At 66.4% G+C, this 24218-nt stretch carries 19 protein-coding genes; 8 read left to right on the top strand and 11 right to left on the bottom strand.

Features of this window, described 5'->3' with window-relative positions:
* Positions 1 to 54: 54 nt before the first annotated feature.
* From fusA to HT136_RS00540, 7 genes are all read right to left on the bottom strand, one after another.
* On the bottom strand, positions 55 to 2148 hold the full coding sequence (fusA, locus tag HT136_RS00570; RefSeq protein WP_214196714.1) for an elongation factor G: 2094 nt from the start codon (positions 2146 to 2148) through the stop codon (positions 55 to 57).
* A 143-nt stretch (positions 2149 to 2291) separates the two neighbouring features.
* Entirely contained in the window at positions 2292 to 2762 is a 471-nt protein-coding gene (gene rpsG, locus HT136_RS00565; RefSeq protein ID WP_214196712.1) for a 30S ribosomal protein S7, read from the bottom strand.
* A gap of 94 nt (positions 2763 to 2856) precedes the next feature.
* On the bottom strand, positions 2857 to 3228 hold the full coding sequence (gene rpsL / locus HT136_RS00560) for a 30S ribosomal protein S12 (protein WP_007682177.1): 372 nt from the start codon (positions 3226 to 3228) through the stop codon (positions 2857 to 2859).
* 441 nt (positions 3229 to 3669) lie between these two features.
* On the bottom strand, positions 3670 to 3951 hold the full coding sequence (locus HT136_RS00555; RefSeq protein ID WP_214196710.1) for a hypothetical protein: 282 nt from the start codon (positions 3949 to 3951) through the stop codon (positions 3670 to 3672).
* A gap of 20 nt (positions 3952 to 3971) precedes the next feature.
* Positions 3972 to 4862 carry an S-methyl-5'-thioadenosine phosphorylase gene (mtnP, locus tag HT136_RS00550; RefSeq protein WP_214196708.1) on the bottom strand — a complete coding sequence of 297 codons (891 nt, stop codon included), beginning with the start codon at positions 4860 to 4862 and terminating at the stop codon, positions 3972 to 3974.
* Positions 4852 to 5481, bottom strand: coding sequence for a TetR/AcrR family transcriptional regulator (locus HT136_RS00545; protein WP_214196706.1), 630 nt, complete (start codon positions 5479 to 5481; stop codon positions 4852 to 4854). Before HT136_RS00545 ends, mtnP begins: the two co-directional genes overlap by 11 nt.
* 58 nt (positions 5482 to 5539) lie before the next feature.
* Entirely contained in the window at positions 5540 to 6325 is a 786-nt protein-coding gene (locus HT136_RS00540; protein WP_214196704.1) for an SDR family NAD(P)-dependent oxidoreductase, read from the bottom strand.
* Positions 6326 to 6487: 162 nt separating this feature from the next.
* Here HT136_RS00540 and HT136_RS00535 point away from each other — a divergent pair, with 162 nt between their 5' ends.
* Both HT136_RS00535 and HT136_RS00530 read left to right on the top strand, forming a co-directional pair.
* Entirely contained in the window at positions 6488 to 6808 is a 321-nt protein-coding gene (locus tag HT136_RS00535) for a hypothetical protein (protein WP_214196702.1), read from the top strand.
* A 19-nt stretch (positions 6809 to 6827) separates the two neighbouring features.
* Positions 6828 to 9680 (top strand): TonB-dependent receptor domain-containing protein, encoded by a 2853-nt coding sequence (locus HT136_RS00530; protein ID WP_343222068.1) that lies wholly within the window; start codon positions 6828 to 6830, stop codon positions 9678 to 9680.
* A gap of 178 nt (positions 9681 to 9858) precedes the next feature.
* On the opposite strand, the gene HT136_RS00525 is transcribed toward HT136_RS00530, so the two are convergent.
* Both HT136_RS00525 and HT136_RS00520 read right to left on the bottom strand, forming a co-directional pair.
* Complete coding sequence (locus HT136_RS00525; protein ID WP_214196700.1) at positions 9859 to 11559, bottom strand: tetratricopeptide repeat protein; 1701 nt, start codon at positions 11557 to 11559, stop codon at positions 9859 to 9861.
* 9 nt (positions 11560 to 11568) lie between these two features.
* Positions 11569 to 12300, bottom strand: coding sequence for a 2OG-Fe(II) oxygenase (locus HT136_RS00520; protein ID WP_214196698.1), 732 nt, complete (start codon positions 12298 to 12300; stop codon positions 11569 to 11571).
* Positions 12301 to 12441: 141 nt separating this feature from the next.
* On the opposite strand from HT136_RS00520, the gene HT136_RS00515 reads away from it, so the two are divergent.
* Together HT136_RS00515 and HT136_RS00510 are read left to right on the top strand one after the other, a co-directional pair.
* Complete coding sequence (locus tag HT136_RS00515) at positions 12442 to 13182, top strand: 2OG-Fe(II) oxygenase (protein WP_214196696.1); 741 nt, start codon at positions 12442 to 12444, stop codon at positions 13180 to 13182.
* Positions 13183 to 13324: 142 nt separating this feature from the next.
* The gene (locus HT136_RS00510) at positions 13325 to 13894 is read left to right on the top strand and encodes a hypothetical protein (RefSeq protein WP_214196695.1); all 570 of its coding nucleotides are present in this window, start codon (positions 13325 to 13327) and stop codon (positions 13892 to 13894) included.
* Positions 13895 to 13953: 59 nt separating this feature from the next.
* Here the strand turns inward: HT136_RS00510 and HT136_RS00505 are convergent, their stop codons facing one another.
* Positions 13954 to 14157 (bottom strand): hypothetical protein, encoded by a 204-nt coding sequence (locus HT136_RS00505; protein WP_214196693.1) that lies wholly within the window; start codon positions 14155 to 14157, stop codon positions 13954 to 13956.
* 90 nt (positions 14158 to 14247) lie between these two features.
* Here HT136_RS00505 and HT136_RS00500 point away from each other — a divergent pair, with 90 nt between their 5' ends.
* Entirely contained in the window at positions 14248 to 17208 is a 2961-nt protein-coding gene (locus HT136_RS00500) for a TonB-dependent receptor plug domain-containing protein (protein ID WP_214196691.1), read from the top strand.
* Between the two features lie 118 nt (positions 17209 to 17326).
* Here the strand turns inward: HT136_RS00500 and clpB are convergent, their stop codons facing one another.
* Complete coding sequence (clpB, locus tag HT136_RS00495; RefSeq protein ID WP_214196689.1) at positions 17327 to 19906, bottom strand: ATP-dependent chaperone ClpB; 2580 nt, start codon at positions 19904 to 19906, stop codon at positions 17327 to 17329.
* Positions 19907 to 20111: 205 nt separating this feature from the next.
* Here clpB and HT136_RS00490 point away from each other — a divergent pair, with 205 nt between their 5' ends.
* The 3 genes from HT136_RS00490 to HT136_RS00480 all read left to right on the top strand — a co-directional run bounded on the left by HT136_RS00490 (position 20112) and on the right by HT136_RS00480 (position 24167).
* Entirely contained in the window at positions 20112 to 23024 is a 2913-nt protein-coding gene (locus HT136_RS00490) for a M16 family metallopeptidase (protein ID WP_214196687.1), read from the top strand.
* Positions 23025 to 23046: 22 nt separating this feature from the next.
* A complete protein-coding gene (locus HT136_RS00485) occupies positions 23047 to 23346 on the top strand; it encodes a hypothetical protein (RefSeq protein WP_214196685.1) in 300 nt (99 codons plus the stop codon).
* 128 nt (positions 23347 to 23474) lie between these two features.
* Positions 23475 to 24167: a hypothetical protein gene (locus HT136_RS00480; protein WP_214196683.1), complete on the top strand. Its 693-nt coding sequence runs from the start codon at positions 23475 to 23477 to the stop codon at positions 24165 to 24167.
* The last annotated feature ends 51 nt before the right edge of the window (positions 24168 to 24218 follow it).

The raw sequence follows: 24218 nt of genomic DNA, 5'->3' as shown, positions 1-24218 counted from the left end.
CGAGGGCGGCTCCCGCAGAATCAGCAGGCGCCGCCCCTAGAACCATTCTTGCCCTTAAGCAAGCTTCTCCTTCACTTCCGCCGCGACGTTGGCCGGAACCTCGTCGTAGTGGCTGAAGATCATGGAGTACTGCGCACGGCCCTGGGTAAACGAGCGCAGCTGGTTCACGTAGCCGAACATGTTCGCGAGCGGCACGTTGGCCTCGACAACCTGGGCATTGCCGCGGCTGTCGGTGCCCTGGATCTGACCACGGCGGCTGTTCATGTCGCCGATGACGTCGCCCATGAATTCTTCCGGAGTCACAACCTCGACCTTCATGATCGGCTCGAGGATCTTGATGCCCGCCTTCTGTGCGCCTTCGCGCATCGCACCGCGGCCGGCGATTTCGAAGGCCAGGGCCGACGAGTCGACGTCGTGGTACTTACCATCGAGCAGTTCGATGTCGAAGTCGACGATCGGGAAGCCGATGAGCGCGCCGGTGTCGGCGGTCTCGCGCATGCCCTTCTCGACCGACGGGATGTATTCGCGCGGGATGTTGCCGCCCTTCACCGAGTCGATGAAGTTGATGCCGGCGCCGCGCTCACCCGGGGTGAGCTTGATCTTGACTTCACCGAACTGGCCCGAACCACCCGACTGCTTCTTGTGGGTGTAGGTCAGCTCGACCGGACGGGCGAGGTATTCGCGGTAGGCCACCTGCGGCGCACCGACGTTGGCTTCGACCTTGAACTCGCGACGCATGCGGTCGACGATGATGTCGAGGTGAAGTTCGCCCATGCCCTTGATGATGGTCTGGCCCGATTCATGGTCGGTCGAGACGCGGAACGAGGGATCCTCGGCAGCCAGGCGCGAGAGGGCGATGCCCATCTTTTCCTGGTCGGCCTTGGTCTTGGGTTCCACCGAGAGCTCGATGACCGGCTCGGGGAATTCCATGCGCTCGAGGATGATCGGCGACTTCTCGGCGCACAGCGTGTCGCCGGTGGTCGTTTCCTTGAGGCCCGCGACCGCGACGATGTCGCCCGCATAGCCCATGTCGATGTCCTCGCGGTTGTTCGAGTGCATCAGCAGCATGCGGCCGACCTTTTCCTTCTTGTCCTTGACCGAGTTCAGGTACGAACCCTTGGTCAGGGTGCCGGAGTAGATGCGGCAGAAGGTGAGCGTGCCCACGAAGGGGTCGTTCATGATCTTGAACGCGAGCGCGGCGAAGGGCTCGGTGTCGCTCGAGGGGCGTTCTTCCTCGACTTCGGTGTCGGGGTTGATGCCCTTGATCGCGGGAACGTCGATCGGGCTCGGCATGTAGTCGACGACGGCGTCGAGCAGGGGCTGCACGCCCTTGTTCTTGAACGCCGAGCCGCACAGCACGGGCACGAAGGCGCGCTCGAGCGTACCCTTGCGGATCAGCTTCTTGAGCGTGTCGACATCGGGCTCGGTGCCTTCGAGGTAGGCTTCCATGACGTCGTCGTCCTGCTCGACGGCGGTCTCAAGGAGCTTCTCGCGGTATTCGGCGGCCTTGTCGGCCAGCTCGGCCGGGATCTCGCCATAAGTGAACGAAGCGCCGAGGCCGTCGTTTTCCCAGACGATCGAACGCATCTTGACGAGGTCGACGACGCCCGCGAGGTCCGCTTCCGAGCCGATCGGCAGGGTCAGGACGAGCGGGTTGGCGCCGAGGCGGTCGATGATCGACTGGACGCAGTAGTAGAAGTCCGCACCGGTGCGGTCGAGCTTGTTGACGAAGCACATGCGCGGAACGCCGTACTTGTCGGCCTGGCGCCACACGGTCTCCGACTGCGGCTCCACGCCGGCCACGCCGTCGAACACGGCAACCGCGCCGTCGAGCACGCGCAGCGAACGCTCGACTTCGATGGTGAAGTCAACGTGTCCGGGGGTGTCGATGATGTTGATGCGGTGCTCTTCACCCTCGCCGTCTTCCGCCTTCCAGAAGGTGGTGGTGGCAGCGGACGTGATGGTGATGCCGCGTTCCTGCTCCTGCTCCATCCAGTCCATGGTGGCGGCACCGTCGTGCACTTCGCCGATCTTGTAGGACTTGCCGGTGTAGTAGAGGATACGCTCGGTCGTGGTGGTCTTGCCGGCGTCGATGTGCGCCATGATACCGATATTGCGGTAGCGTTCGATCGGATGGCTACGTGCCATGGTGCAGGTTCCTTAGCAGGAGGATGAGAAGGCGGTTGCGGGCCGAAATAAACCCGTGCCTCCTGAAATGAAAGTGTGACGCGCCCATGACATCGCGCAATGGCCGGGAGCCAGGGCGATGCATGGGCGCGCCACGAAGCGTCTTACCAGCGGTAGTGCGAGAAGGCGCGGTTCGCGTCCGCCATGCGGTGCGTGTCTTCGCGCTTCTTCACGGCGTTGCCGCGGTTGTTCGCCGCATCCATGAGCTCGCCCGAGAGGCGGGCCGACATGGTGGTCTCGGGGCGGTTGCGGGCCGCGGTGATGAGCCAGCGGATCGCAAGGGCCTGGGCGCGCTCGGGGCGCACTTCGACGGGGACCTGGTAGGTCGCACCACCGACGCGGCGGCTGCGGACCTCGATCTGCGGCTTGACGTTGTTGAGGGCGTCATGGAACAGCTGGACCGGATCGGCCTTGGCGCGGGTTTCCATGGTGTCGAGCGCGCCATAGACGATACGCTCGGCAGCCGACTTCTTGCCGTCGTACATGAGGTTGTTCATGAACTTCGACAGGACCAGATCACCAAACTTCGGATCCGGCAGGATTTCCCGCTTCTCGGGACGACGACGACGTGACATCGTTTTGAATTCCTTGTTCTTGCGGACGGGTGCGAAAGCGCATCACCATCCGTGAAATGTCATGGAGCAGCGCCAACCAGGCGCCGCTGCCGGATCACTTGGGACGCTTGGCGCCGTACTTCGAGCGCGACTGCTTGCGGTCCTTGACGCCCTGCGTGTCGAGCACGCCGCGCAGGATGTGGTAGCGCACACCGGGAAGGTCGCGCACACGGCCGCCGCGGATGAGCACGACCGAGTGCTCCTGCAGGTTGTGGCCCTCACCCGGGATGTACGAAATGACTTCGCGGCTGTTGGTGAGGCGCACCTTGGCAACCTTGCGAAGTGCCGAGTTCGGCTTCTTCGGGGTCGTGGTGTACACGCGGGTGCAGACGCCACGCTTCTGCGGGTTCTGCTCCATGGCCGGGACCTTGGACTTGGCCTTCTGCGGCTCGCGACCCTTGCGGATCAGCTGGTTGATAGTGGGCATCTATACTCTTCTTTCAAATCGGGAGTGCGATGGATCCGGCCCGCTCCGTGGCAGAGCCGCAAACCACGGGACGGACCCCTCGCACCCTGGGTCTCAGGGCCGGTGCCATGCGATCTGGGAAGAATGCCGATTCGCGAAGGAATGCCCAGGAAGCTCGCTGCGCCTTGCAGGCAGCGGCACGATCCCGGGTCCTTCGCGAGCCGAAAAACACTCCACCCGGCCCGAAAGGCACCGGATTACTCTGCCGCGAGGTGTTCGGTGGGACCTTCCCCGAATCGGGAGAGGCCGGTCGCAAGGACCCTTGTCCGCCTGCCAGGAGGCCGGAAATCCGCCGAAAACCAAACACCGACAGTGTTCAGCTCTAAAAGCCCGCCCGCAGACATAGCCGCAGGCGATGGGCGCCCTTACGAGAATTGGCCCGTTCGGTCAAGGAAAGCCCTTTCACCCCTCCGGCGCTGTGTCGCTCTCGACCAGTTCGGCGATCTCGAAGCGGTAGCTGGCCCAGCCGCGCTGGCGCGCGCCGTCGCCCGCCGCACCCTTGAGCTTCCTCGCCTCGGCAAGCGAGCGCGTATGCCCCCAGAACACCTCGGTCTTGCCGTTGGCAAGTTCGGCGACGATGCGCCAGTAATGCGTGAAGGGATCCGCGGTGGGGCCGATCGTCTTGACGTAGCCATCGGGCATGGTCGCGGTGAGGTAGCGCTTGTAGCGGGATTTGCGGGCCATCACCACGCGCTCCTGAACGCTCAGTCGCGCTCGCCGAACAGGCGGCAGGCGACCGCGTCGAGCATGCGCACGCGCCGCGTGTCGCGCTGCTCGTGCGCGGTCATCAGCGCGTGCTCGAGCGCGGTGTCGATCGGCACCGGCTCGCGGCGGGCCGGCAGATGGCGCGCCAGTTCGCGCACCGACCAGCGCGCGACGTCCGCGTTCCTCTGCATGACCTTGAGCACGTGACTGACCTCCACGCCCGCCTCGTCCTCGCGCCAGCAGTCGTAGTCGGTGACCATGCCGAGCATCGCGTAAGGCAGCTCGGCCTCGCGCGCGAGGCGCGCCTCGGGCATCGCGGTCATGCCGATTACCTGCGCCCCCCAGCCCTGGTACATCCAACTTTCCGCGCGGGTCGAGAACTGCGGCCCCTCGATGCAGACATACGTGCCCGAACCATGGACGTGGCCGCCCGCCAGGCTCGCGGCCTCCCCCAGCATCGCGCGCAGCCGTTCGCACGTCGGATCGGCGAGCGAGACGTGCGCGACGAGGCCTGCCCCGAAGAAGCTGTTTTCGCGGCGCGTGGTCCGATCGATGAACTGGTCGACGAGCACCATGTGTCCGGGCGCCATCTCCTCGCACAGCGACCCGATTGCCGAGAGCGAGATCACGTCGGTCACCCCGCAGCGCTTGAGCACGTCGATGTTCGCGCGGTAGTTGACCTCGGACGGCGGGATCGCATGGCCCTTGCCATGGCGCGCGAGGAAGGTCAGGCGCACATCGCCGATGCGCCCAGTGGTCACCGGCCCAGAGGGTGCACCGAAGGGCGAGGCGACCTCGATCTCCTGCGCGTCCTCGAGCGCGAGCCCCGCCGCGAGGCCCGAGCCGCCGATCACCCCGATGTGCCAGAACGTCGATTTTTCAGCGCGCAAGGATACCTGCCATGATGATGTCGATGGTGTGCTCGCGATAGCGGTCGCGCAGCGCCTCGGTCAACGTGTCCTGGTCGAAGCAGTGCTTGAGGACCAGGCGCGCCGAGAAGAAGCGGTCGCCCGCGCCGGTCACGGTGAAATAGAACAGCTGCGGGTCGATCGGACGGAACACACCCGCCGCCACACCGTCGCCGATCAGGCTTTCGTAGGCCCGGTACATCGGCGCCAGGTAGCAGTCGGCGATGCGCCGCGCCTCGGCGTCGTCGCTCTCGCGGATCACGCGCATCGTCAGGCGGTTGAGGTAGGGCACCTCGTAGAAGGTGTCGACGACCTTCCACAAGTGCCGACGCAGCTTGGCCTCGGGCGCCCAGCCATCCTTGGCGACGAGCGCGTCGACCGAGGTGACGATCGCCTCCCAGTCGCGGTCGAGCAGCGCCTTGAGCAGCCCGGCCTTGTTGCCGAAGTAATACTTTACCAGCGCCGAATTGAGGCCCGAGCGCAGCGACAGCTCGGACAGCGAGATGTCGATCACATCGCCATCGCGCATGATCGCGCTTGCCGTGTCGAGCAGCAGCGCCCGCGCTCCCGGAGGGGCACCCAGATCCTGTTTGTCGGCCATGGCCGCTCCCTTCCCCCCTCTTCGATCCGAGCGCAAGTGCTTCGTTCGTCCCGGCCGCTCAGCGCGGCCCCATCCGCACCGCCCCGTCGAGCCGGATGCACTCGCCGTTGAGATAGTCGCTCGCGATCAGGAAAAGCGCGAGCTCGGCGTATTCGTCGGGACGCCCGAGCCGCTTGGGACAGGGGATCGAGGCCGCCAGAGCATCCTGCACCGCCTGCGGCATCCCGGCGACCATCGGCGTCTCGAAGATGCCGGGCAGGATCGCGTTGACACGAATGCCCTCGTCCATCAGGTCGCGCGCGAGCGGCAGCGTCATTGCCGCAACCCCGCCCTTCGAGGCGGCGTAGGCCGCCTGCCCGACCTGACCGTCCTGCGCCGCAATCGAGGCGGTGTTGACGATCACCCCGCGCGCACCCGAAGCGTCGAGCGGTTCCAGCCCCACCATGCCGGTCGCCGCGTGCGCGACGCAGCGGAAGGTGCCCGACAGGTTGATCGCGACCGCCTTCTCGAACAGCGCCATGTCGTGCGCCCGGCGCGCACCACTCGCCCGGTCGCGCCCGACCGTGCGCGCAGCTGGCGCGATCCCGGCGCAATTGACCAGGATGCGTTCTTGCCCGTGCGTCTCGCGCGCACGCGCGAAGCCCGCCAACACGCTGGTCTCGTCGGTCACGTCGACCGCGCAATAGAGCGCGCCCAGCTCGGCCGCGAGCGCCTCTCCAGCCGCCGCATCGCGATCGAATAGCGCCACTTTCACATCCCGCGCCACAAGCGCGCGCGCCGTTGCCGCCCCCAGTCCGGATGCACCGCCCGTGATGACCGCTGCTCCTGCCTGTTCCAGTTCCATCAACCCGTTTCCTTGTCGTTCATGGCCTTCGCCACGCGTCGGGCACCTCAACGGCGAGGGCCGCTACAGCCTGGCCAGCGCGCGCACCGCGACGAATTGCTGTTTAATCGCATGATTAAAAGGGTTGATCGCGGGGGTCAATCATCCCGCCCAAGCTTGCCGATGCGAAACAACAACATTTCAAACGGCACGCCTTCCACGAAAGATGGATGCCAAAAGGCCACCAAACAAGCCACTTCATCACTGCAACGCGCAATTGCAAAAGAACCGCAACAAATGCCCGAGGCAAATATCGCACACACCAATGTTGCAACAATGACACAACCCGGCCGTCATTTTCCCGCCGTGCACAACATGGGATTGAAAGCGGACCGCCAGAGCGCAACAAAACTGACGCATGGCGACCTTGCGCGCAATCCGCGCATGTTAGCCGGCATCCGGGTCACCCTTCAGGATTGGTCACGCACCTGTCGGGAGAACTGAAGCAACAAGGGACACACACGTGAAAACAACTCTGAAGAAGGCCGCGCTGTACAGCGCGACGAGCCTTACCGCGTTCGCGGCGCTCGCGTCGACGGGCGCCTACGCCCAGGACGGCAGCGATTCCGCGTCGAGCGCCGAACCCAGCGGCGAGATCGTCGTCACCGGTTCGCGCATTGCGCGCCGCAATGTCGAATCGGCAGCCCCGGTCGCCGTCGTCGACAGCCAGGAATTCGCCCTCTCGGGTGCGGTGAACGTCGAAAGCGTCATCAACAACCTGCCGCAGGTCATCCCCGGCACGACCTCGTTCTCGAACAACCCGGGTGGCGGCGTGGCGACGCTCAACCTGCGCGGTCTGGGCGCCGAGCGCACGATGGTGCTCGTCAACGGCCGCCGCTACATGTTCTACGACACCAACCAGGTCGTCGACCTCAACACGATCCCCTCGTTCCTGATCGAGTCGGTTGACGTGGTGACCGGCGGTGCCTCGGCCGTCTACGGTTCGGACGCGCTTGCCGGCGTCGTCAACTTCCGCCTCAAGAACGTCGACGGCATCGAGCTGGGCGCGCAGTACGGCCTGACCGGCCAGGGCGACGGTCAGCGTCTCGACACCAACTTCGCGTTCGGCGGCGAATTCGCCGAAGGCCGCGGCCATGCGACCGTCTATGGCGAATACTACAAGCGCAAGAGCATCTTCGCCTCGGCGCGCAAGTTCTCGCAGGACGTCTACTGGGACGACTACGAAGGCGGCATCATCCCCGGTGGCTCCTCGACCGTGCCCTATGGCCGCTTCACGTCGACCCTGCCCACCGAATCGGACGACCCGACGACCACGCTGTGCCCCACCGGAAACGTGTTCTGCTCGCCGGGCGCGGTCTACCGCACCCCCGGCACCAGCACCCAGCGTGATGGCAGCGACCTCTACAACTACGGCCCCGTCAACTACCTGATGGTTCCGCAGGAACGCTACCTCCTGGGCGGCTATGCCGACTTCGAGGTCTCGCCGGGTCACACGGTCTACACCGAGATCTCGTACGTCAACAACCGCGTTGCCAACGAGCTTGCCGCGACCCCCGTCACCGGCACCTTCAATGTCGACATCGCCACGGTCTCGCAGTTCATCTCGGCTTCGGACGTCGCCGCGCTGAACGCGCTCGACACCGACGGCAACGGCGTGGTGCCGCTCTCGATCCAGCGTCGTGTCACCGAAGTGGGCGCCCGCAACTCGCTCGACGAGCGCAGTGCGTTCCGCGTCCTGCTTGGCGCGCGTGGCGAGATCACGAGCAACATCAACTACGACGCGTACTACATGTTCGCCCGTACGCGGAACTCGAATATCCAGACCGGCAACGTCTCGCGTTCGGCCTTCCAGGCCGGCCTCGACGGCACCGGCACGCCGATCAACATCTTCGGCCCGGACACGCTGGACCAGGAAATGGTCGACGCGATTTCGATCACCGCACAGAACACCGACATCTCGACCCTCCAGGTCGCGACCGGCGCGATCAGCGGTTCGCTGTTCAACACCGGCATGAGCCGTGACGACGTCGGCTTCGCCATCGGTGCCGAATACCGCCGCGTCTCCTCGGAGTTCATCCCCGACACCGCGCTGTCCTCGGGCGACGTCATCGGCTTCAACGCCGGCGACCCGACCAAGGGCGCCTACGACACCAAGGAGCTCTTCGCCGAGCTTCGCGTGCCGCTCGTTTCGGACACTCCGGGCGTCTACCGCCTCGAGCTGACCGGTGCCGGCCGCTACTCCGACTACTCGCTCGAAGCGGTCGGTGGCGTCTGGGCCTATGCCGGCGGCATCGAATACGCCCCGATCCCGGACATCACCCTGCGTGGTCAGTACCAGCGTGCGGTTCGTGCTCCCAACGTGTCGGAGCTGTTCGGTGGCCAGTCGCAGGGCTTCCCCGGCGCGACCGACCCCTGCGGCGCCAACCAGGCCGCATCGGGCCAGACCGACGTGGTCCGCCAGCTCTGCATCGCCAGCGGTGTCCCCGCCGGTTCGGTCTGGAGCGACTCGATCCAGCTCAACACGCAGATCCAGGGCCTGTTCGGCGGCAACCCCGACCTGCAGGAAGAAACCTCGGACTCGTGGACCGCAGGCGTGGTCTTCCAGCCGACCTTCCTCCCCGGCTTCGTCGCCACGGTTGACTGGTACAAGGTGACCGTCGACGGCGCGATCGATACCCTGGGCGGTGGCCTCGCGAACTCGCTGAACCTGTGCTACAACGTCATTCAGGACATCAACAGCCAGTACTGCCAGGCCTTCGTGGGCTCGCGCAATGCGCTCGGCCAGCTCGACGGTGAAAATCCGCCGGCGATCCTGAACGCCAACACCGGCGCGCTCGAAGTCGAAGGCATCGACTTCGAAGTGGGTTACAGCTACGGAATCGGCAAGGGCCTGATCGGCGAGAACGCGAAGCTCGCGTTCAAGTTCATGGGCAACTACACGATCCACAACCTCTACACCCCGGTCGCGGAACTGCCCGAAGAGACCTACGAGTGCGCCGGCAAGTTCGGTGTGCTGGTCTGCGGCAACCCGACGCCGAAGTGGAAGTGGACCACGCGTCTGACCTACATCGACGGCCCGCTGACCGCGAGCGTGAACTGGAACCACGTCGGTGCCGTCCGCGACGACGACCCCTCGACCGAGTACGCGGTCGAGCGCATCGGCGCCTACGACCTGTTCGGCCTGACGCTTGCCGCCGACGTGACCGAGAACTTCGGCCTCACCTTCGGTGTCAACAACCTGTTCAACAAGCAGCCGCCGACGATGGGCGACAACCAGCAGCAGACCAACACCTACCCGGGTGTCTACGACGTGCTGGGTCGCGACTTCTTCATCTCGGGCCGCATGACCTTCTAAGGTCATCGACCCGGACGAAGTCCGAACCGAATTGGGGGCGCAAGGTATCGACCTTGCGCCCCTTTTTCGTGCACACCTGGCCCCGTGAATGATCGCAGGCATGCGACCGCGCCCGCCCCGGTCGAACCGGAGCGGGCGCGGTCGCAGCTTGCTGGATACAGTCGCCGGCGCGGGCCGCTCAGTCGCCTCGCACGCTCACGTCGAAGGCCACGGTCAGGCGCCGACCTTGCGCAAACGGGCGCGTGCCGTGAAACAACGTGCTGGGAAAGAGCGTCAGATGCCGCTCGCGTGCAGGCACCACGCGGCGCGGCGGCAGTTCAATCCCGCGCGGCGCCCCCCCGATCTCGAGCGCTCCGGCATTGGGCGCATCACCCGCCAGGTCGGGCAGATCGAGATAGAGCGCCGAAGACAGCAGCCCCTTGGGATGGATGTGCACGGTGTGGTTGCCACCAGGCCCCAGCCGGACCGACCACGAGCCGGTGATGGTCAATGCCTCATCACGCCGTGAAAGAAGGGGGTGGTGCACGTCACGCGGCGGCAGTTCGCGGCGGTAGCGCTCGACCACCGCACGGATGGCTTTTGCGAGCTCCGCCAGTTCGGGCTCGCCCCGGTTGAACAGGCTCCCGCGCGTCTGGCTGCCTCCGCGCACCGACTGCCCGACGGGCACGAAACTCTCGTTGTGAAGAGAGTGGAGAAAGGCGATCCCGGCCTGCCAGTCGCGATCGGCCATCTCCAGCGGCAGTTGGCGCACCAGCCCTTCCTGCCCATGCAGCCAGTGTTCGCGTTCGTCGCCCAGCATGCGCCAGGCAATCGAACGCAAGCCCCAGCCGAGTACGTGGCGTGGCTCGGCCGCGAGCGCGCGCGCGGCCAATGCCTCGGCGCCCTGCGGGTCGCCGCGCCGCAGGCGATGGCGCGCCTCCTCGATAGAACGCTCGACGCCCGTTTCGGAAAGCCGCGCGAAATGACGGTCGGCAAGGTCGAGCTGGCCCTCTGCGCTGGCGTACGTCGCCGCCGCGAGCGCGACCGCCGGATTGTCCGGCAGGCGCGCCATCCCCGCTTCGGCGACCTTGAGCGCTTCCGCGAAGCGATCCGCCCCGGCCAGCGCCGAACTCCAGGCCAGGACCAGTTCGGCATTGTCAGGCAACTTCGTGCAGGCCGCCGCGAAATGGTCGGCGAACGTGCCGGCGCCCGCGTCCGCGACCTCGGTGTTGAGGCGAAGCTCGGCAAGGAAGCGGTGCGCGTCGAGCCAGCCTGGTATCTGCGCCGAGAGCTGCTCCCCGATCTGGCGCGCCTCGGCAATCTCGCCCGCGGCCTCAAGCGCGATCGCGCGACCCAGCCAGAGCGGCGCATCGCCCGGCGTCACCTCGAGCGCGCGTGCATAGCGTGCAGGCGCGTCGCGTTCGCCGCGTTCGAGTGCCACGCGCGCCCGGCCCTGCAAGGACCGGGCGTGACGCGGATCGAGCGCAAGACCGCGTTCGTAGCTCGCCCCCGCCGCGGCAAGGTCCCCCGCTGCGCGTTCGCACGATGCGCGCGCCGACCAATAACGCGGCTCGCCACCCGCCAGCGCCTCGAGCGGGCGCAGCACCGCCAGCGCCGCGCCTGGACGCTCACGGTGATCGAGCGCAACGGCAAGGTTGATGGCGTATTCGCTCACCTTTGGTGCGAGGCGATGCGCCTTTTCGTAGAGACGTTCGGCGCGCGCCAGGTCGCCCAGCCGCAGCGCGCTGCCACCGGCGCTGTTGAGCAGACGCGAATCGTGCGGAGCCAGTGCGAGCGCCTCGTCGAAGCGGGCCACCGCCTCGCCCGCTCGCCCGGCCTTCTCCGCCGCAAGCGCGGCCTCACGCAAGGCGCCGATGCGCGCCATCAGGGCCATGTCCATGGCGCTGGCCTACCGGTCGCGCAACCAGCCGGTCACCGCGAAACGGTGCGCCGGGGCGAACGGGGCAACGTAGCTCACCATGTGGCGTTGCGGCACGCGCAGCAGGTTGAGCGCGTTGAAGCGCGGCTTCCAGCCTTCCACCACGTCGCCCTCCTCGTCGAGGAAATGGAGATAGCCGCCCCAGTCGGGGTGCCACGCCGGGTCGGCGAAGTTCATGACGTAGGCCACGCGCCAGCCCTCGGCGACGTGGCTGTCGGTGTGCGGCCCGAGGAAATCGCCCGGCGCGAAAAGCGTCGCCTGGGCATCCGCCTTGATCAGCTCGGGAATACCGCAAATGTCGCGCGCGAGCTGCAGGAACGGCTGGTCGTTGATGTGTTCGAGCAGCAGCGCGAGCGGACCGTCGCGGTCCCAGCCCTGCAGGTAGGCATCGAGCATCGGATAATTGGCGAAGCGCACCGCATACTCGCCCCCGGCCGCTGCCTGATGGATCGCCTGGGCCAGCGCCTGGCGCTCGGCCGGCGCGAGCGCGGCGATCGCCTCGGGCCGCAAGCTGCGGTGCGGCTGCTCGCCAGCCTGGCAGGCAAGTCCCCAGCGGGTCTGCGTCTCGAGCACCTGGCGCACGTTGGCCGCGGCTTCGGGGTTCAGGAAATCGCGCACCTGCACGCGGCCATCGCGCGCGAACCTCGTGCGCAGCGCCGCCCGGTCAAGCCCGGGATTGAGATCGAAAAGGGATAGCGTCATGGTATCACCCGGCTAGCACAGCCGATCCTCCTTGCCCAACCCCGTAGGCTGCGCGCATTGATCCCGGTCATGGCCTTGCGCTATCGCGCCAGGCCATAGCGACACCGCGCCTTTGGCGTGAAGCAGCCAGCGAGTTCCTCCATGCCCCAGACCCAAGGCCTGCACCTGGCCCTCAATCCCGCACTCGACGTCACGACGCTGGCAAACGACTTCGCACAGGGCGGCCATGCCCGCATCCGCGACTTCCTTGCAGCCGACAGCGCCGAGGCGCTGTGGACCGAGCTGCGCACGCGCAAGGACTGGAAGCAGGTGATCAACAGCGGCGACAAGCTCTTCGAGCTCGACCGCGAGACACGCAGCAAGATGCCGCCCGAGCAGACCGCTGCGCTCGACACCGCTGTCTATGCCGGTGCTCGCGGCGGCTTCCAATTCCGCTACGAATCGCTGCGGGTTCCCGATGGTGCAAAAGAGCGCGCGCAAAGTCGCGATCCGCTCGCCGCCTTCGTACGCTGGATGTCGAGCGAGGCCGTACTCGACGTGCTGCGCGCGATTACCGGTGAGGCCGGGATTAGCTTTGCCGACGCACAGGCGACGGCCTATGCGCCGGGCGATTTTCTCACCGGGCACGACGACGTGGTGGCAGGCAAGAACCGCCACGCCGCCTATGTGCTGGGGCTCAACCCGGTGTGGCGTCCGGAATGGGGCGGCTTGCTCGTCCTGCACGACGACGAGGATGCCGGACGCATCGCGGTCCCCTCGTTCAACACGCTCGACCTCATCCGGGTCGGCCATGCCCATTCGGTCAGCGAGGTGACCCGCGCCGCGCCCAACCGGCGCTACGCGATCACCGGCTGGGCACGCAAGGGCGCGGTTCCCGCCTGAGCCGGAAGGCGCTGCCCTCACGGCCGCCTCGCACCGAAAATTTCCCACCGCGGCAAGGACCTCGGGACTTTCGCCCGGGCGGACACTGTGCAAGTCTGCGAGCCCGCCAAGCCCGTACCACGCCTGCACGAGGACACCGACCATGGCCGCCGGACTTTCCTTCAAGCCCCCCCTGCCCACGCGGCTGCTCACGCTCGCGCTCGCACTCACGGCACCGACGTTGGCGGTACTGCCCACCCTCGCCCAGGCCGACGAGCCGGGCGAACGCCCCACTTCGCTGCGCGCCCTGGCGCAATGCCGCACGCTCACGGACGACGCCGCGCGGTTGGCCTGCTTCGACCGGGAGAGTGCTACGCTGATCGCCGCGAGCGACCAGGGCGAAGTCGCGATCGTTGACAAGGACGAGGCGCGCAAGGTTCGCAAGTCGCTGTTCGGCTTCGGCGTGCCGCGCATCGCCTTGTTCGAGAAGGGCAAGGACGAGGCCGAGGAGACCCGGCTCGTCTCGAGTGTGACGGCGGTCCAGACGCTTCCGCGCGGCTACTACCGCGTGACGATCGCCGAGGGCGATGCAGTCTGGGAGACCAGTTCACGCCGAAATGGACAGTCAGCCCCCAAGCCCGGTGACCGCGTCGAACTCGAGCCGGCCGCGATGGGCAGCTATTGGCTTCGGCTCAATGGCGAGATGGGTGTCAAGGCGCACCGGGTGCGCTGACCCAAAGACCTCGGGCACGCGACGCGAACGCCCTGGCCTACGTATACATACCTGTAATTTCAGGAAATTTTTTCTGGCGAGCCCGAAATCTTGGGCCGCTCGAGATGTGCGTTGCCTCGCGCCGATCTTTTATCACCTTGCGGCGACAACGAAATGTCCAGTGTTGCAGCTTTATTACACCTAAACGGTTTTTTTGTTGCTTCCAAGGGTTTGAAGTTGCCGCGTGCCACCACCGTGGCATCGTTGCCCCAACGCAGTCGCAAGACATCGCTCTTCCTTGCAGATCCTCGTCGCGGTCACACCTCGGGGATCTGCAAGTCGGTTGCGTGACATCATGAACAAGGGGCAATCCATTGAAATCCCATCTCAAGCGCACCGCGCTCTTTAGCGCGACGTGCCTGTCCACCATTGCGCTCAGCGCCACTCCCGTTCTGGCTCAGGACGCCACTGGCGACGAGACCGAAGCTCCCAGGGACGCAATCGTCGTCACCGGTTCGCGCCTCTCGCAGGACCGCAACTTTACCTCGCCCGAGCCGCTGACGGTCATCAACCGCGACCAGATGGTCGAACAGGGCTTCAACTCGCTTTCGGACGTGCTGCAGAGCAACGCGGTCACCCAGGGCGGTTCGCAGATCAACAACTACTACGGCGGCTTCGTCGTGAACGGCGGCACCGGCGTCAACACCGTCGGCCTGCGCGGCCTGGGCCCGAGCCGTACGCTCGTGCTGCTCAACGGCAAGCGCCTGGCTCCCGCCGGTACGCGCGGCTCGGTCGGCTCGGTTGACCTCAACACCATTCCCACCTCGATCGTGAAGTCGGTCGAAGTGCTCAAGGCCGGCGCCTCGTCGGTTTATGGTTCGGACGCCGTGGGCGGCGTCGTCAACATCATCACCGATGACAGCCTGATCGGCCCCAAGCTGGAAATGCAGATCAACGTGCCCCAGATGGGCGCAGGCGTCGATCAGCGAATCTCCGGCGCCTACGGCATCGGCGGTGACAACTGGCACGTGGTCGCCTCGGTCGACTGGCGCAAGCGCAAGGAAGTGACCCTCGGCGACGTCGATTTCACCAAGTGCCCGATCGGCGGCTACCTCTCGGGCGAAGGCACCGCGTTCGGTTCGGGTGACTACGTCGATCCGAAGACCGGCGAGCCCGCCTGCTACACGCTCGACAACGGTGGCCTGACGATCAACACCATCGGCGTTCCCACCCGTTCGGGCACCGACCGCGTGACCGGCGAGACGGGCCGATTCAACCGTTTCGTCCCCGACGCTTCGGTCACCGGCGGCAACACCCCGGGCTACGCGGGCGTGAGCTACTACACGCGCGACACGTTCACCAAGGACATGCTCAAGGAATCGCTGGTCACTCCCACCGAGAACCTGAACGTCTTCCTGCAGGGCAGCGTCGACCTGAACGCCCTGGGCGATGCCGAACTCTACGGCGAGTTCCTCTATTCCAACCGCAAGTCGTCGGGCTCGGGATACCGCCAGCTTGCGCTCGACTACGCCACCGGTTCGGAACTCATCCCCGAGCAGTTCCGCAACGGCGTGTTCCTCTCGCCTAACGAGATCTCGAACGGCAACTACGTCGCGCTGCGCTCGTTCATCGGCTACGGCATCATGAAAAGCGAGCAGGACGTGGACTTCTTCCGCGCCGCGGGCGGCCTTCGTGGTGAAACGGGCCTGAGCGACTGGCGCTATGACGTCTACGGCAGCTATTCGTGGTCGAACGCGAAGTACGGTCAGGAAACCTTCCTCACCGATCGCATCGCCCAGTCGCTGGACGTGGTCGCCAACGGCGACGGCACCTTCAACTGCGTCGACACCTCGAACGGCTGCGTCGCCGCGCCCGCGGTCAACGCGGATTCGGTCGGCGGCAACCTCAGCCAGGCCTACCGCGACTTCATCACCGACACGGTCTGGGGAACCACCAAGACCGCCGAGTACATCGCCTCGCTCTACGTCGACGGTTCGCTCTTCGAACTGCCCGGCGGCACGGCCAAGGCCGGCTTCGGTGCGGAATACCGCCACTCGAAGCTGGATGACCAGCCTTCGGCCGACAGCATCAACGGCAACATGTACAACCTGACCACCTCGGCACCGACCTACGGCACCGACGAGGTCTGGGAAGTCTTCGGCGAAGTCGCGCTGCCGGTCCTGGCCGACATGCCCTTCGCCTACAGCCTCAACATCAACGCCTCGGGCCGCTACACCCACTACCGCTCGTACGGCGGCGAGTGGACCTACAAGGCGGGCGCCGATTACGCTCCCGTTCGCGGCGTGACCTTCCGCGGCAGCTACGGCACCTCGTACCGCGCGCCGTCGCTCTTCGAGCAGTACCTCGGATCGACCAGCGGCTTCCTGTCGAGCTCGTACGATCCTTGCGACAGCTATGGCGAATCGAACAACGTCATTCTCCAGCAGAACTGCGCCTCGATCGGCCTGAACCCCGACTTCACCCAGACCAGCTCGATCCAGGTCAACTCGGGCGGTGGTTCTTCGACCGGTCTCTCGGCCGAAACCTCGAAGAACCTCTCGGCGGGCGTCATCCTGCAGCCGGTTCTGCCGAGCTGGGCGGGTAACTTCTCGATCTCGGCCGACTACTTCTCGATCAAGATCAACAACGGCGTGCAGCGCCTGGGCGCCAGCAACATCCTCAACCTGTGCTACGGCTCGGGCGGCTTCGATCCGGACAATGGCTATTGCCGCCTGGTCACCCGCAGCGCCGACAACGCGCTCACCGTCGAGAACAACTACATCAACGTTGCGACCGACCAGGTGAAGGGTTGGGAATTCAACCTGCGCTATTCGCACGACGTCGGTCCGGGCGTCTTCTCGTTCACCGCGCTCGTCACCAAGTTCACCGAGCAGGCCAACAAGCTGTTCGACGACAACGCGCTCGAGGACCTGAACGGCACTGTCGGCAGCCCGGCCTGGACCGGCACCTTCAACGCGACCTACGCGCTGGACAACGTCAAGCTCCGCTACGGCATCGACTGGACCGGTGGCACCGGCAAGGCGACCTACACCTACCTGGCGCTGAACTCAGACGGCACCAAGAACCCCGAGCTCGCGCAGGTCTACAAGGACAACTACTACTTCGAGACGCCGGACTACTTCCTGCACTCGGCCTCGGTCCAGTGGGACCTCAACGACCAGTTCGAGCTCACCATCGGCATGCGCAACATCTTCAACACGCAGCCGCCGCGGATCTCGGCCGACGCCTTCAATCTCTACGGTAACTCGCCGCTCTACTCGGGCTACGATTACCTGGGCCGTACGTTCTTCGCGAACTTCACGACCAACTTCTGATCGCCGCCACGCGGCGACACGTACCGCCAAGTCCCTTGAACGGTACGGGAAAGGGCCCCGGGAGCGATCCCGGGGCCCTTTTTTTCGCGCCTTTCCCACCCGTGCGGGCGGGATGCCGTCAGCCGACGGTGATTGTCAGCGCGCCGTCGCCATCGTCGATATGGACGTGCGAGCCATCGGGGATCTCGCCGGCCAGCAGCTTTTCGGCGAGCGGATCCTGCAGATACCTCTGCACCGCACGCTTCAGCGGCCTGGCCCCGTACACCGGGTCGTAGCCGACACGGCCCAGCCAGTGCTTGGCCGCCTGCGTCAGGTCGAGCACGATCTTGCGATCCTTCAGCAGCTTCTGCACCCGGTTCACCTGGATATCGACGATCGGGCCCATGTGGTCCTGGCCGAGGCGGTGGAACATGATCACCTCGTCGAGACGGTTGAGGAACTCGGGCCGGAAGTGCCCGCGCACGACTTCCATCACTTGCGGCTCGACGCTCTCCACGTCCTTGCCGTCCTCGATCTGCGTCAGGAACTGGCTGCCCAGGTTCGAGGTCAGGATGATCAGCGTATTCGTGAAGTCCACCTGGCGTCCCTGCCCGTCGGTCAGGCGCCCGTCGTCGAGCACCTGGAGAAGGACATTGAACACATCCGGGTGGGCCTTTTCGACCTCGTCGAACAGCACGACCTGATAGGGGCGCCTGCGCACCGCCTCGGTCAGCACGCCGCCTTCCTCGTAGCCGACATAGCCCGGAGGCGCGCCGATCAGGCGGGCGACCGCGTGCTTTTCCATGAACTCGGACATGTCGATGCGCACCATCGCGCTGTCGTCGTCGAACAGGAATTCGGCGAGCGCCTTGGTGAGCTCGGTCTTGCCCACGCCCGTGGGGCCCAGGAACAGGAACGAGCCGAGCGGGCGGTTGGGGTCCTGAAGCCCCGCGCGCGCGCGGCGCACCGCCTTGGACACCGCGACGACGGCCTGCTTCTGCCCGATCACGCGCTTGCCGATCATCTCCTCCATCTTGAGGAGCTTCTCGCGCTCGCCCTCGAGCATCTTGTCGACCGGCACGCCGGTCCACTTGCTGACCACGCCGGCGATGTCGTCCTCGGTGACCTCCTCGCGCAGCAGCGCGTTGGCGGCCTGGTCCTGCGCCTCGGCCAGCTGCTTTTCCAGGCTCGGGATCGTGCCGTAGGACAGCTCGCCCGCGCGCGCGAGATCGCCCGAGCGCTGCGCCTGGTCGAGTTCGATGCGGGCCTTGTCGAGGCTTTCCTTGATCTTGCCTTCGGCGGCGATCTTGTCGCGTTCGTTCTGCCAGCGGGTGGTCAGCTCGCTCGACTGCTGCTCGAGATTGGCAAGGTCCTCGCGCAAGGTCACCAGCCGGTCCTTCGAGGCCTCGTCGTTCTCCTTGGCGAGCGAGAGTTCCTCGATCTTGAGCTGGATGATGCGGCGGTCGAGCTTCTCGATCTCCTCGGGCTTGCTTTCCACTTCCATGCGGATGCGGCTGGCGGCCTCGTCCATGAGGTCGATCGCCTTGTCGGGCAGGAAGCGGTTGGTGATGTAGCGGTTCGACAGGGTCGCGGCCGCCACCAGCGCGCCGTCGGTGATGCGCACGCCGTGGTGCAGCTCGTACTTCTCCTTGAGCCCGCGCAGGATCGAGATGGTGTCCTCGACCGTGGGTTCGCCCACGAAGACGGGCTGGAAGCGGCGCTGGAGCGCGGCGTCCTTCTCGACGTACTTCTGGTATTCGTCGAGCGTGGTCGCGCCGATGCAGTGCAACTCGCCGCGCGCCAACGCGGGCTTCAGCAGGTTGCCGGCGTCCATCGAACCTTCGGATGCACCCGCGCCGATCAGCGTGTGCATCTCGTCGATGAACAGGATGATCTGCCCTTCGGCGCCCTTCACCTCGTCGAGCACGGCCTTGAGGCGCTCCTCGAACTCGCCGCGGTACTTCGCACCCGCGATCAGCGCGCCCATGTCGAGCGCCATCAAGGTGCGGTCCTTGAGGCTGTCGGGCACGTCGCCGTTGGCGATGCGCAGCGCGAGCCCTTCGGCGATGGCGGTCTTGCCGACGCCGGGGTCCCCGATGAGCACGGGATTGTTCTTGGTCCGGCGCGCGAGGATCTGGACGGTACGACGGATTTCCTCGTCGCGCCCGATGACAGGGTCGAGCTTGCCGTCGCGCGCGGCTTGCGTGAGGTCGCGCGCGTACTTCTTCATCGCGTCGTAGGCGTTTTCGGCCGAGGCGTTGTCCGCCGTGCGCCCGCCGCGCAGTTCGGTAATCGCGGCTTCGAGCGCCTGCGCAGTGAGACTGGCCGAGGCCAGCGCCTTGCCTGCCGCCGTGGCGGTGGCCAGCACGAGCGCAAGCAGCATGCGTTCGACGGTAACGAAACTGTCGCCCGACTTGGTGGCGAGCTGTTCGGCCTGGTCGAGCACGCGCACCGCGTCGTTGTCGAGCCCCGGGGTGTTCTGCGCGCCCGAGCCCGAGACGGCGGGCACCTTGGAAAGCGCCGCGTCGATCGCCTGGACGGCGACCTTCGGATTGCCACCGGCGCGCTGGATCAATCCGGCGGCCATGCCTTCGCTGTCCTCGAGCAGCGCCTTGGCGATGTGCTCGGGGGAAATGCGCTGATGGTTGTTGCGGATCGCCACCGTCTGGGCGGCCTGCAGGAAACCCTTCGCGCGATCGGTGAACTTTTCGAGATTCATGGGTAATGTGCCTCCTGATACCCCCGGATATAGTGTTGCATATTTGCAACACAAGGGGTGCCCGCCAAGATTTTCCCGAGCCATATCTGGGCGCTTTTCGCCGCGATTCAATTGCCCTCGATCAAGCCCCTGTCCGAATTTCCGCGAAGCCCCGACGATGCACGAAGCGCTGGTCAAGTCGATCGGGCGTGCTAGACAAGAGCCCATGCGTATCGGAACCCGTTCGAGCCTTGCCGCTCTCGCCGCCGCCCTCCTCGTCTCCACTGCCGGACCGCTCGCCGTCCACGCACAGGACAAGCCCGCCGCCACGGCCGCGCCTTCGCCCACCCCGGCCGCGACGCCGGCGCAGCTCGTCGCCAAGGTGGACATCCCCTACGAGACCTTCCAGCTCGCCAACGGGCTCACCACGATCGTCCACACCGACCGCAAGGCGCCGATCGTGGGCGTGACGCTCTACTACAAGGTCGGCTCAAAGAACGAACCGCGCGGCCACACCGGCTTTGCCCACCTCTACGAGCACCTCTTCTTCGGCGGTTCGGCCAATGTGCCCAACTTCGACATCCCGCTCGAGGCAGCCGGTTCCACGCCCTCGAACGGCTCGACCTGGTACGATCGCACCAATTACGTCGAGACGGTGCCCACCGGCGCGCTGAACCTGGCGCTGTTCATGGAGAGCGACCGCATGGGCTGGCTGCTGTCGGCCGTCACCCAGGACAAGCTCGACCAGCAGCGCGGCGTCGTCCAGAACGAGAAGCGCCAGGGCGACAACCAGCCTTACGGCCTCACCCGCTACGCACTTTCCGAAGGCCTGCTCCCGGTCGGCCACCCCTATCGCCACACCACGATCGGCTCGATGGCGGATCTCGACGCGGCCTCGCTCACCGACGTGCGCACCTGGTTCACCGACCATTACGGCCCCAACAACGTGGTGCTGGTGCTGACCGGCGACATCGACGCCAAGACCGCCCGGCCGATGGTCGAGAAGTGGTTCGGCGCGATCCCGCGCGGGCCCGAAGTCGCCCCGATCCCCGAGGCCAAGGCCGGGCCGGTGACGCTCGCCAAGTCCGCCTCGCGCGACATGCCCGACCAGGTGCCGGTGCTACGCCTCACCCGCGCCTGGACCGGCCCCGGGCTCAACGATCCCGAGACCCCCGCGCTCGAGATCGGCATGCACATCCTGGGCGGCCTTGCCTCCTCGCGGCTCGACAACGCGCTGGTGCGCGGGCAGGAGCTGGCTGTGGGCGTCACCGCCTCGGACGAGCCCTACCAGCAGCTCAGCATGCTCTCGATGGCGATGATGGTGAAGCCGGGCGTCGCGCGCGACAAGGCCGAGGCCGCCTTCGACGCCGTGCTCGCCAAGTACCTCAAGGAAGGCCCAAGCGCGGACGAACTCGAGCGCGCGGTCGTTTCCACCTTGTCGAGCGAGATCGGCGGCCTCGAGGAAGTCGGCGGTTTCGGCGGCAAAGGTGTCACCCTCGCCGAGGGCGAGGCTTATTCGAACGACCCCGCCTTCTACAAGAAGCGGCTCGAGGCGATCGCCGCGCTGACCCCTGAGAAGGTGCGCGCGGCGATGGTCAAATGGCTCTCGCGCCCGGTCTACAAGCTCGCCATCGTGCCCGGCACGCGCGTCGACGACGGCGCGAAGATGGGCGGCTGGGGCGACGAGGCAACGACGCCGGCCCCTGCGCCCGACGCCAAGCGGCCCGCCCCCGCGCTGCCGCCCGCCCCCCAGCGGTCCGCCCCCCAGCTCGGCGCGATCGGCGACCTCAAGCTCCCCGCGATCGAGCACGCGACGCTCTCGAACGGCATCCCCGTCACGCTCGCGCGGCGCACCGCGGTGCCCAAGCTCGAACTCGCGATCGACTTCGACGCGGGGATCGCCGCCGACACGCTCGACACCCCGGGTACGCAGGCGCTCATGCTCGACATGCTCGAGCAAGGCACCGACCACCTCGATGCGACCGGCGTCGCCGAGGCGCAGGAGCGCATTGGCGCGCGGATCGAGACCGGCGCCTCGACCGACACCAGCACGATCTCGCTCTCCGCGCTCAGCGACAACCTTGCGCCTTCGCTCGACCTGCTGAGCCAGCTCCTGCTCCACCCCGCCTTCCGACCCGAGGACGTCGCGCGCGAGAAAGCAGGGCAGCAAGCCCAGCTCGCACAGGCGCTGTCCTCGCCCAACGCACTCGCGCAGCGCACGCTCGACAGCGCGCTCTACGGCCAACATCCTTATGCCCAGCCGCAGGATGGCCTTGGCACCGAGGCCTCGCTCGCCGCGCTCACCCCGGCCGACCTCAAGGCCGCGCACGACAAGTGGCTGCGCCCCGATCTCGCGCGCATCACCGTGGTGGGCGACGTGACGATGGGTGAGCTCAAGCCCATGCTCGAACGCGCCTTCGGGCAGTGGAAGGCCCCCGCCACCCCGGCTCCCGCCAAGGCCAAGGCGATGGCCACCACGCTGCCCGCCGCAAAGGCCCGCATCCTGCTCGTCGACCGCCCCAATTCGCCCCAGTCGGTTATCATGGCCGGGCACGTGCTGCCGATGTCGGGCACCACGCAAGGAACCGAGGCGCTCGACCTGGCCAACGAGGTCATGGGCGGCGGCTTCCTCTCGCGCCTCAACGCCGACATCCGCGAGAAGAAGGGCTGGAGCTACGGCGTCTACAGCCGGGTGACTCGCAACGAGGGGCCGCGCGCGCTCGTCGTGCGCGCACCGGTACAGGCCGACCGCACCGGCGATTCGATCAAGGCGATCCTCGCCGACATGGCCGCGCTGCCCGCCACGGCCCCGGTCACCCCCGAGGAGCTCCAGCGCGTGACCGAGGGCGCGATCCGCTCGCTCCCCAACGCCTTCGAGACCAACGCCGCGGTCGCCGATGGCATCCGCCGCAACGCGCAGCTCGGCCGCCCGGAAAACTATTATGAGACGCTCGCCGCGACCTATCGCGCGATCGACGCCAAGGCGATCGACAAGGCCTCGGACACCTACCTGCAACCGGGCGAGGTGACGTTCGTCGTGGTCGGCGACCGCAAGGTCGTCGAAAGCCAACTGCAGGGCCTCGGCCTTCCCGTCGAGGTCGTGCCCGCACCGACGGTGTCGACCGCCGACGACCAATAAGACAACCAGGAGAGATACCAAGATGGCGCTCGAAGGACGCTACGACTGCATCACCAAGACCCCGATCGGCACCCAGAAGGGCGTGCTCAGCGTGGTCCCCGAAGGCGATCGCTTCACCGGCACGATCACCGGGGATCTCGGCTCGATGCCGCTCGAGAACGGCACGATCGTGGGCAATACGCTGCGCTGGACGATGACGATGACGAGCCCGATGAAGATCGAGCTCGACTGCACCGCCACGATCGACGGCGACACCCTGAGCGGCAAGATCAAGGCCGGGTTCTTCGGCTCGATGGAGCTTTCCGGCACGCGCGTCGCCTGAACCCCGCGCGCAGTCGGCGCAAAAAAGCCGGCCGAATCGCCCAAGCGACGGGACCACGTTCCTAGAATGAGACACCATCCATCGACGCGCGCGGGACCTCTCGCGCGCGTCTCGCCAAGGAATCTCTCTTGCGAACGATCCACGGGCTCTACGCCCTGTGCGCCGCCAGTTCGGCGCTGGCTGCCACCCCTGCTTTCGCGAAGGCCGTCGATGCCCCGGCCGACACCAGCGTCAGCCTTGGCGTGACCGGCGGCACGCTGGGCATCGGCCCCGAAGTTACCTGGCGTGCGAGCCCGGTGCTGTCGCTGCGCGCCAACGCCACCTGGATGGCCGCGAGCCACGGCGTCGACGGCGATGATATCCGCTACCACGGCCACCTCGACCTCAATTCCTATGGCCTGATGGCCGATCTCCACCCGTTCCGGAACGGCTTTCGCATTTCGGGCGGCGTGCGCTTGAGCGGCAACAAGATCGACTTGCGGGGCAAGGCCGCGGACGGCGATGTCGTCTCGATCGGTGGGCAGGACTACACCGGCGCCGAAATCGGCACGCTGACCGGCAAGGTCGAGGCGAACGACGTCGCCCCCACGCTCACCATCGGCTACGCCGCCAACGCCACGCGCGGCCTCAAGTTCGGCGCCGAACTGGGCGCGATGTTCATGGGCCGTCCCCGCGTCAACGACCTCACCGGCACCGGCATCGCCATGCAGGACCCCGATTTCGCGCAGGACCTCGCCAACGAGGAACGCGACATCGAGGACGATATCGGCGACTACCGCGTCTACCCCATCCTCCAGGTCTCGCTGAGCTACGCCTTCTGAAGACCCGGCTTCCGGCAAAGACCGGTTCCGGGCTCGTGACCCCCTTCGGCC

The sequence above is a fragment of the Novosphingobium profundi genome (assembly GCF_018491765.1).
Taxonomy (GTDB): domain Bacteria; phylum Pseudomonadota; class Alphaproteobacteria; order Sphingomonadales; family Sphingomonadaceae; genus Novosphingobium; species Novosphingobium profundi.
The sequence above is the reverse complement of the archived record's forward strand: the minus strand, read 5'-3'. Positions and strand labels throughout refer to the sequence as shown.

Coding starts and splice junctions, on each gene's coding strand:
- HT136_RS00555 (WP_214196710.1), bottom strand. CDS start 3,951: ATGGCCCGCAAATCCCGCTACAAGCGCTACCTCACCGCGACCATGCCC.
- HT136_RS00525 (WP_214196700.1), bottom strand. CDS start 11,559: ATGGACATGGCCCTGATGGCGCGCATCGGCGCCTTGCGTGAGGCCGCG.
- HT136_RS00545 (WP_214196706.1), bottom strand. CDS start 5,481: ATGGCCGACAAACAGGATCTGGGTGCCCCTCCGGGAGCGCGGGCGCTG.
- HT136_RS00520 (WP_214196698.1), bottom strand. CDS start 12,300: ATGACGCTATCCCTTTTCGATCTCAATCCCGGGCTTGACCGGGCGGCG.
- HT136_RS00490 (WP_214196687.1), top strand. CDS start 20,112: ATGCGTATCGGAACCCGTTCGAGCCTTGCCGCTCTCGCCGCCGCCCTC.
- clpB (WP_214196689.1), bottom strand. CDS start 19,906: ATGAATCTCGAAAAGTTCACCGATCGCGCGAAGGGTTTCCTGCAGGCC.
- rpsL (WP_007682177.1), bottom strand. CDS start 3,228: ATGCCCACTATCAACCAGCTGATCCGCAAGGGTCGCGAGCCGCAGAAG.
- fusA (WP_214196714.1), bottom strand. CDS start 2,148: ATGGCACGTAGCCATCCGATCGAACGCTACCGCAATATCGGTATCATG.
- HT136_RS00515 (WP_214196696.1), top strand. CDS start 12,442: ATGCCCCAGACCCAAGGCCTGCACCTGGCCCTCAATCCCGCACTCGAC.
- HT136_RS00485 (WP_214196685.1), top strand. CDS start 23,047: ATGGCGCTCGAAGGACGCTACGACTGCATCACCAAGACCCCGATCGGC.
- HT136_RS00535 (WP_214196702.1), top strand. CDS start 6,488: ATGCGAAACAACAACATTTCAAACGGCACGCCTTCCACGAAAGATGGA.
- rpsG (WP_214196712.1), bottom strand. CDS start 2,762: ATGTCACGTCGTCGTCGTCCCGAGAAGCGGGAAATCCTGCCGGATCCG.
- HT136_RS00510 (WP_214196695.1), top strand. CDS start 13,325: ATGGCCGCCGGACTTTCCTTCAAGCCCCCCCTGCCCACGCGGCTGCTC.
- HT136_RS00540 (WP_214196704.1), bottom strand. CDS start 6,325: ATGGAACTGGAACAGGCAGGAGCAGCGGTCATCACGGGCGGTGCATCC.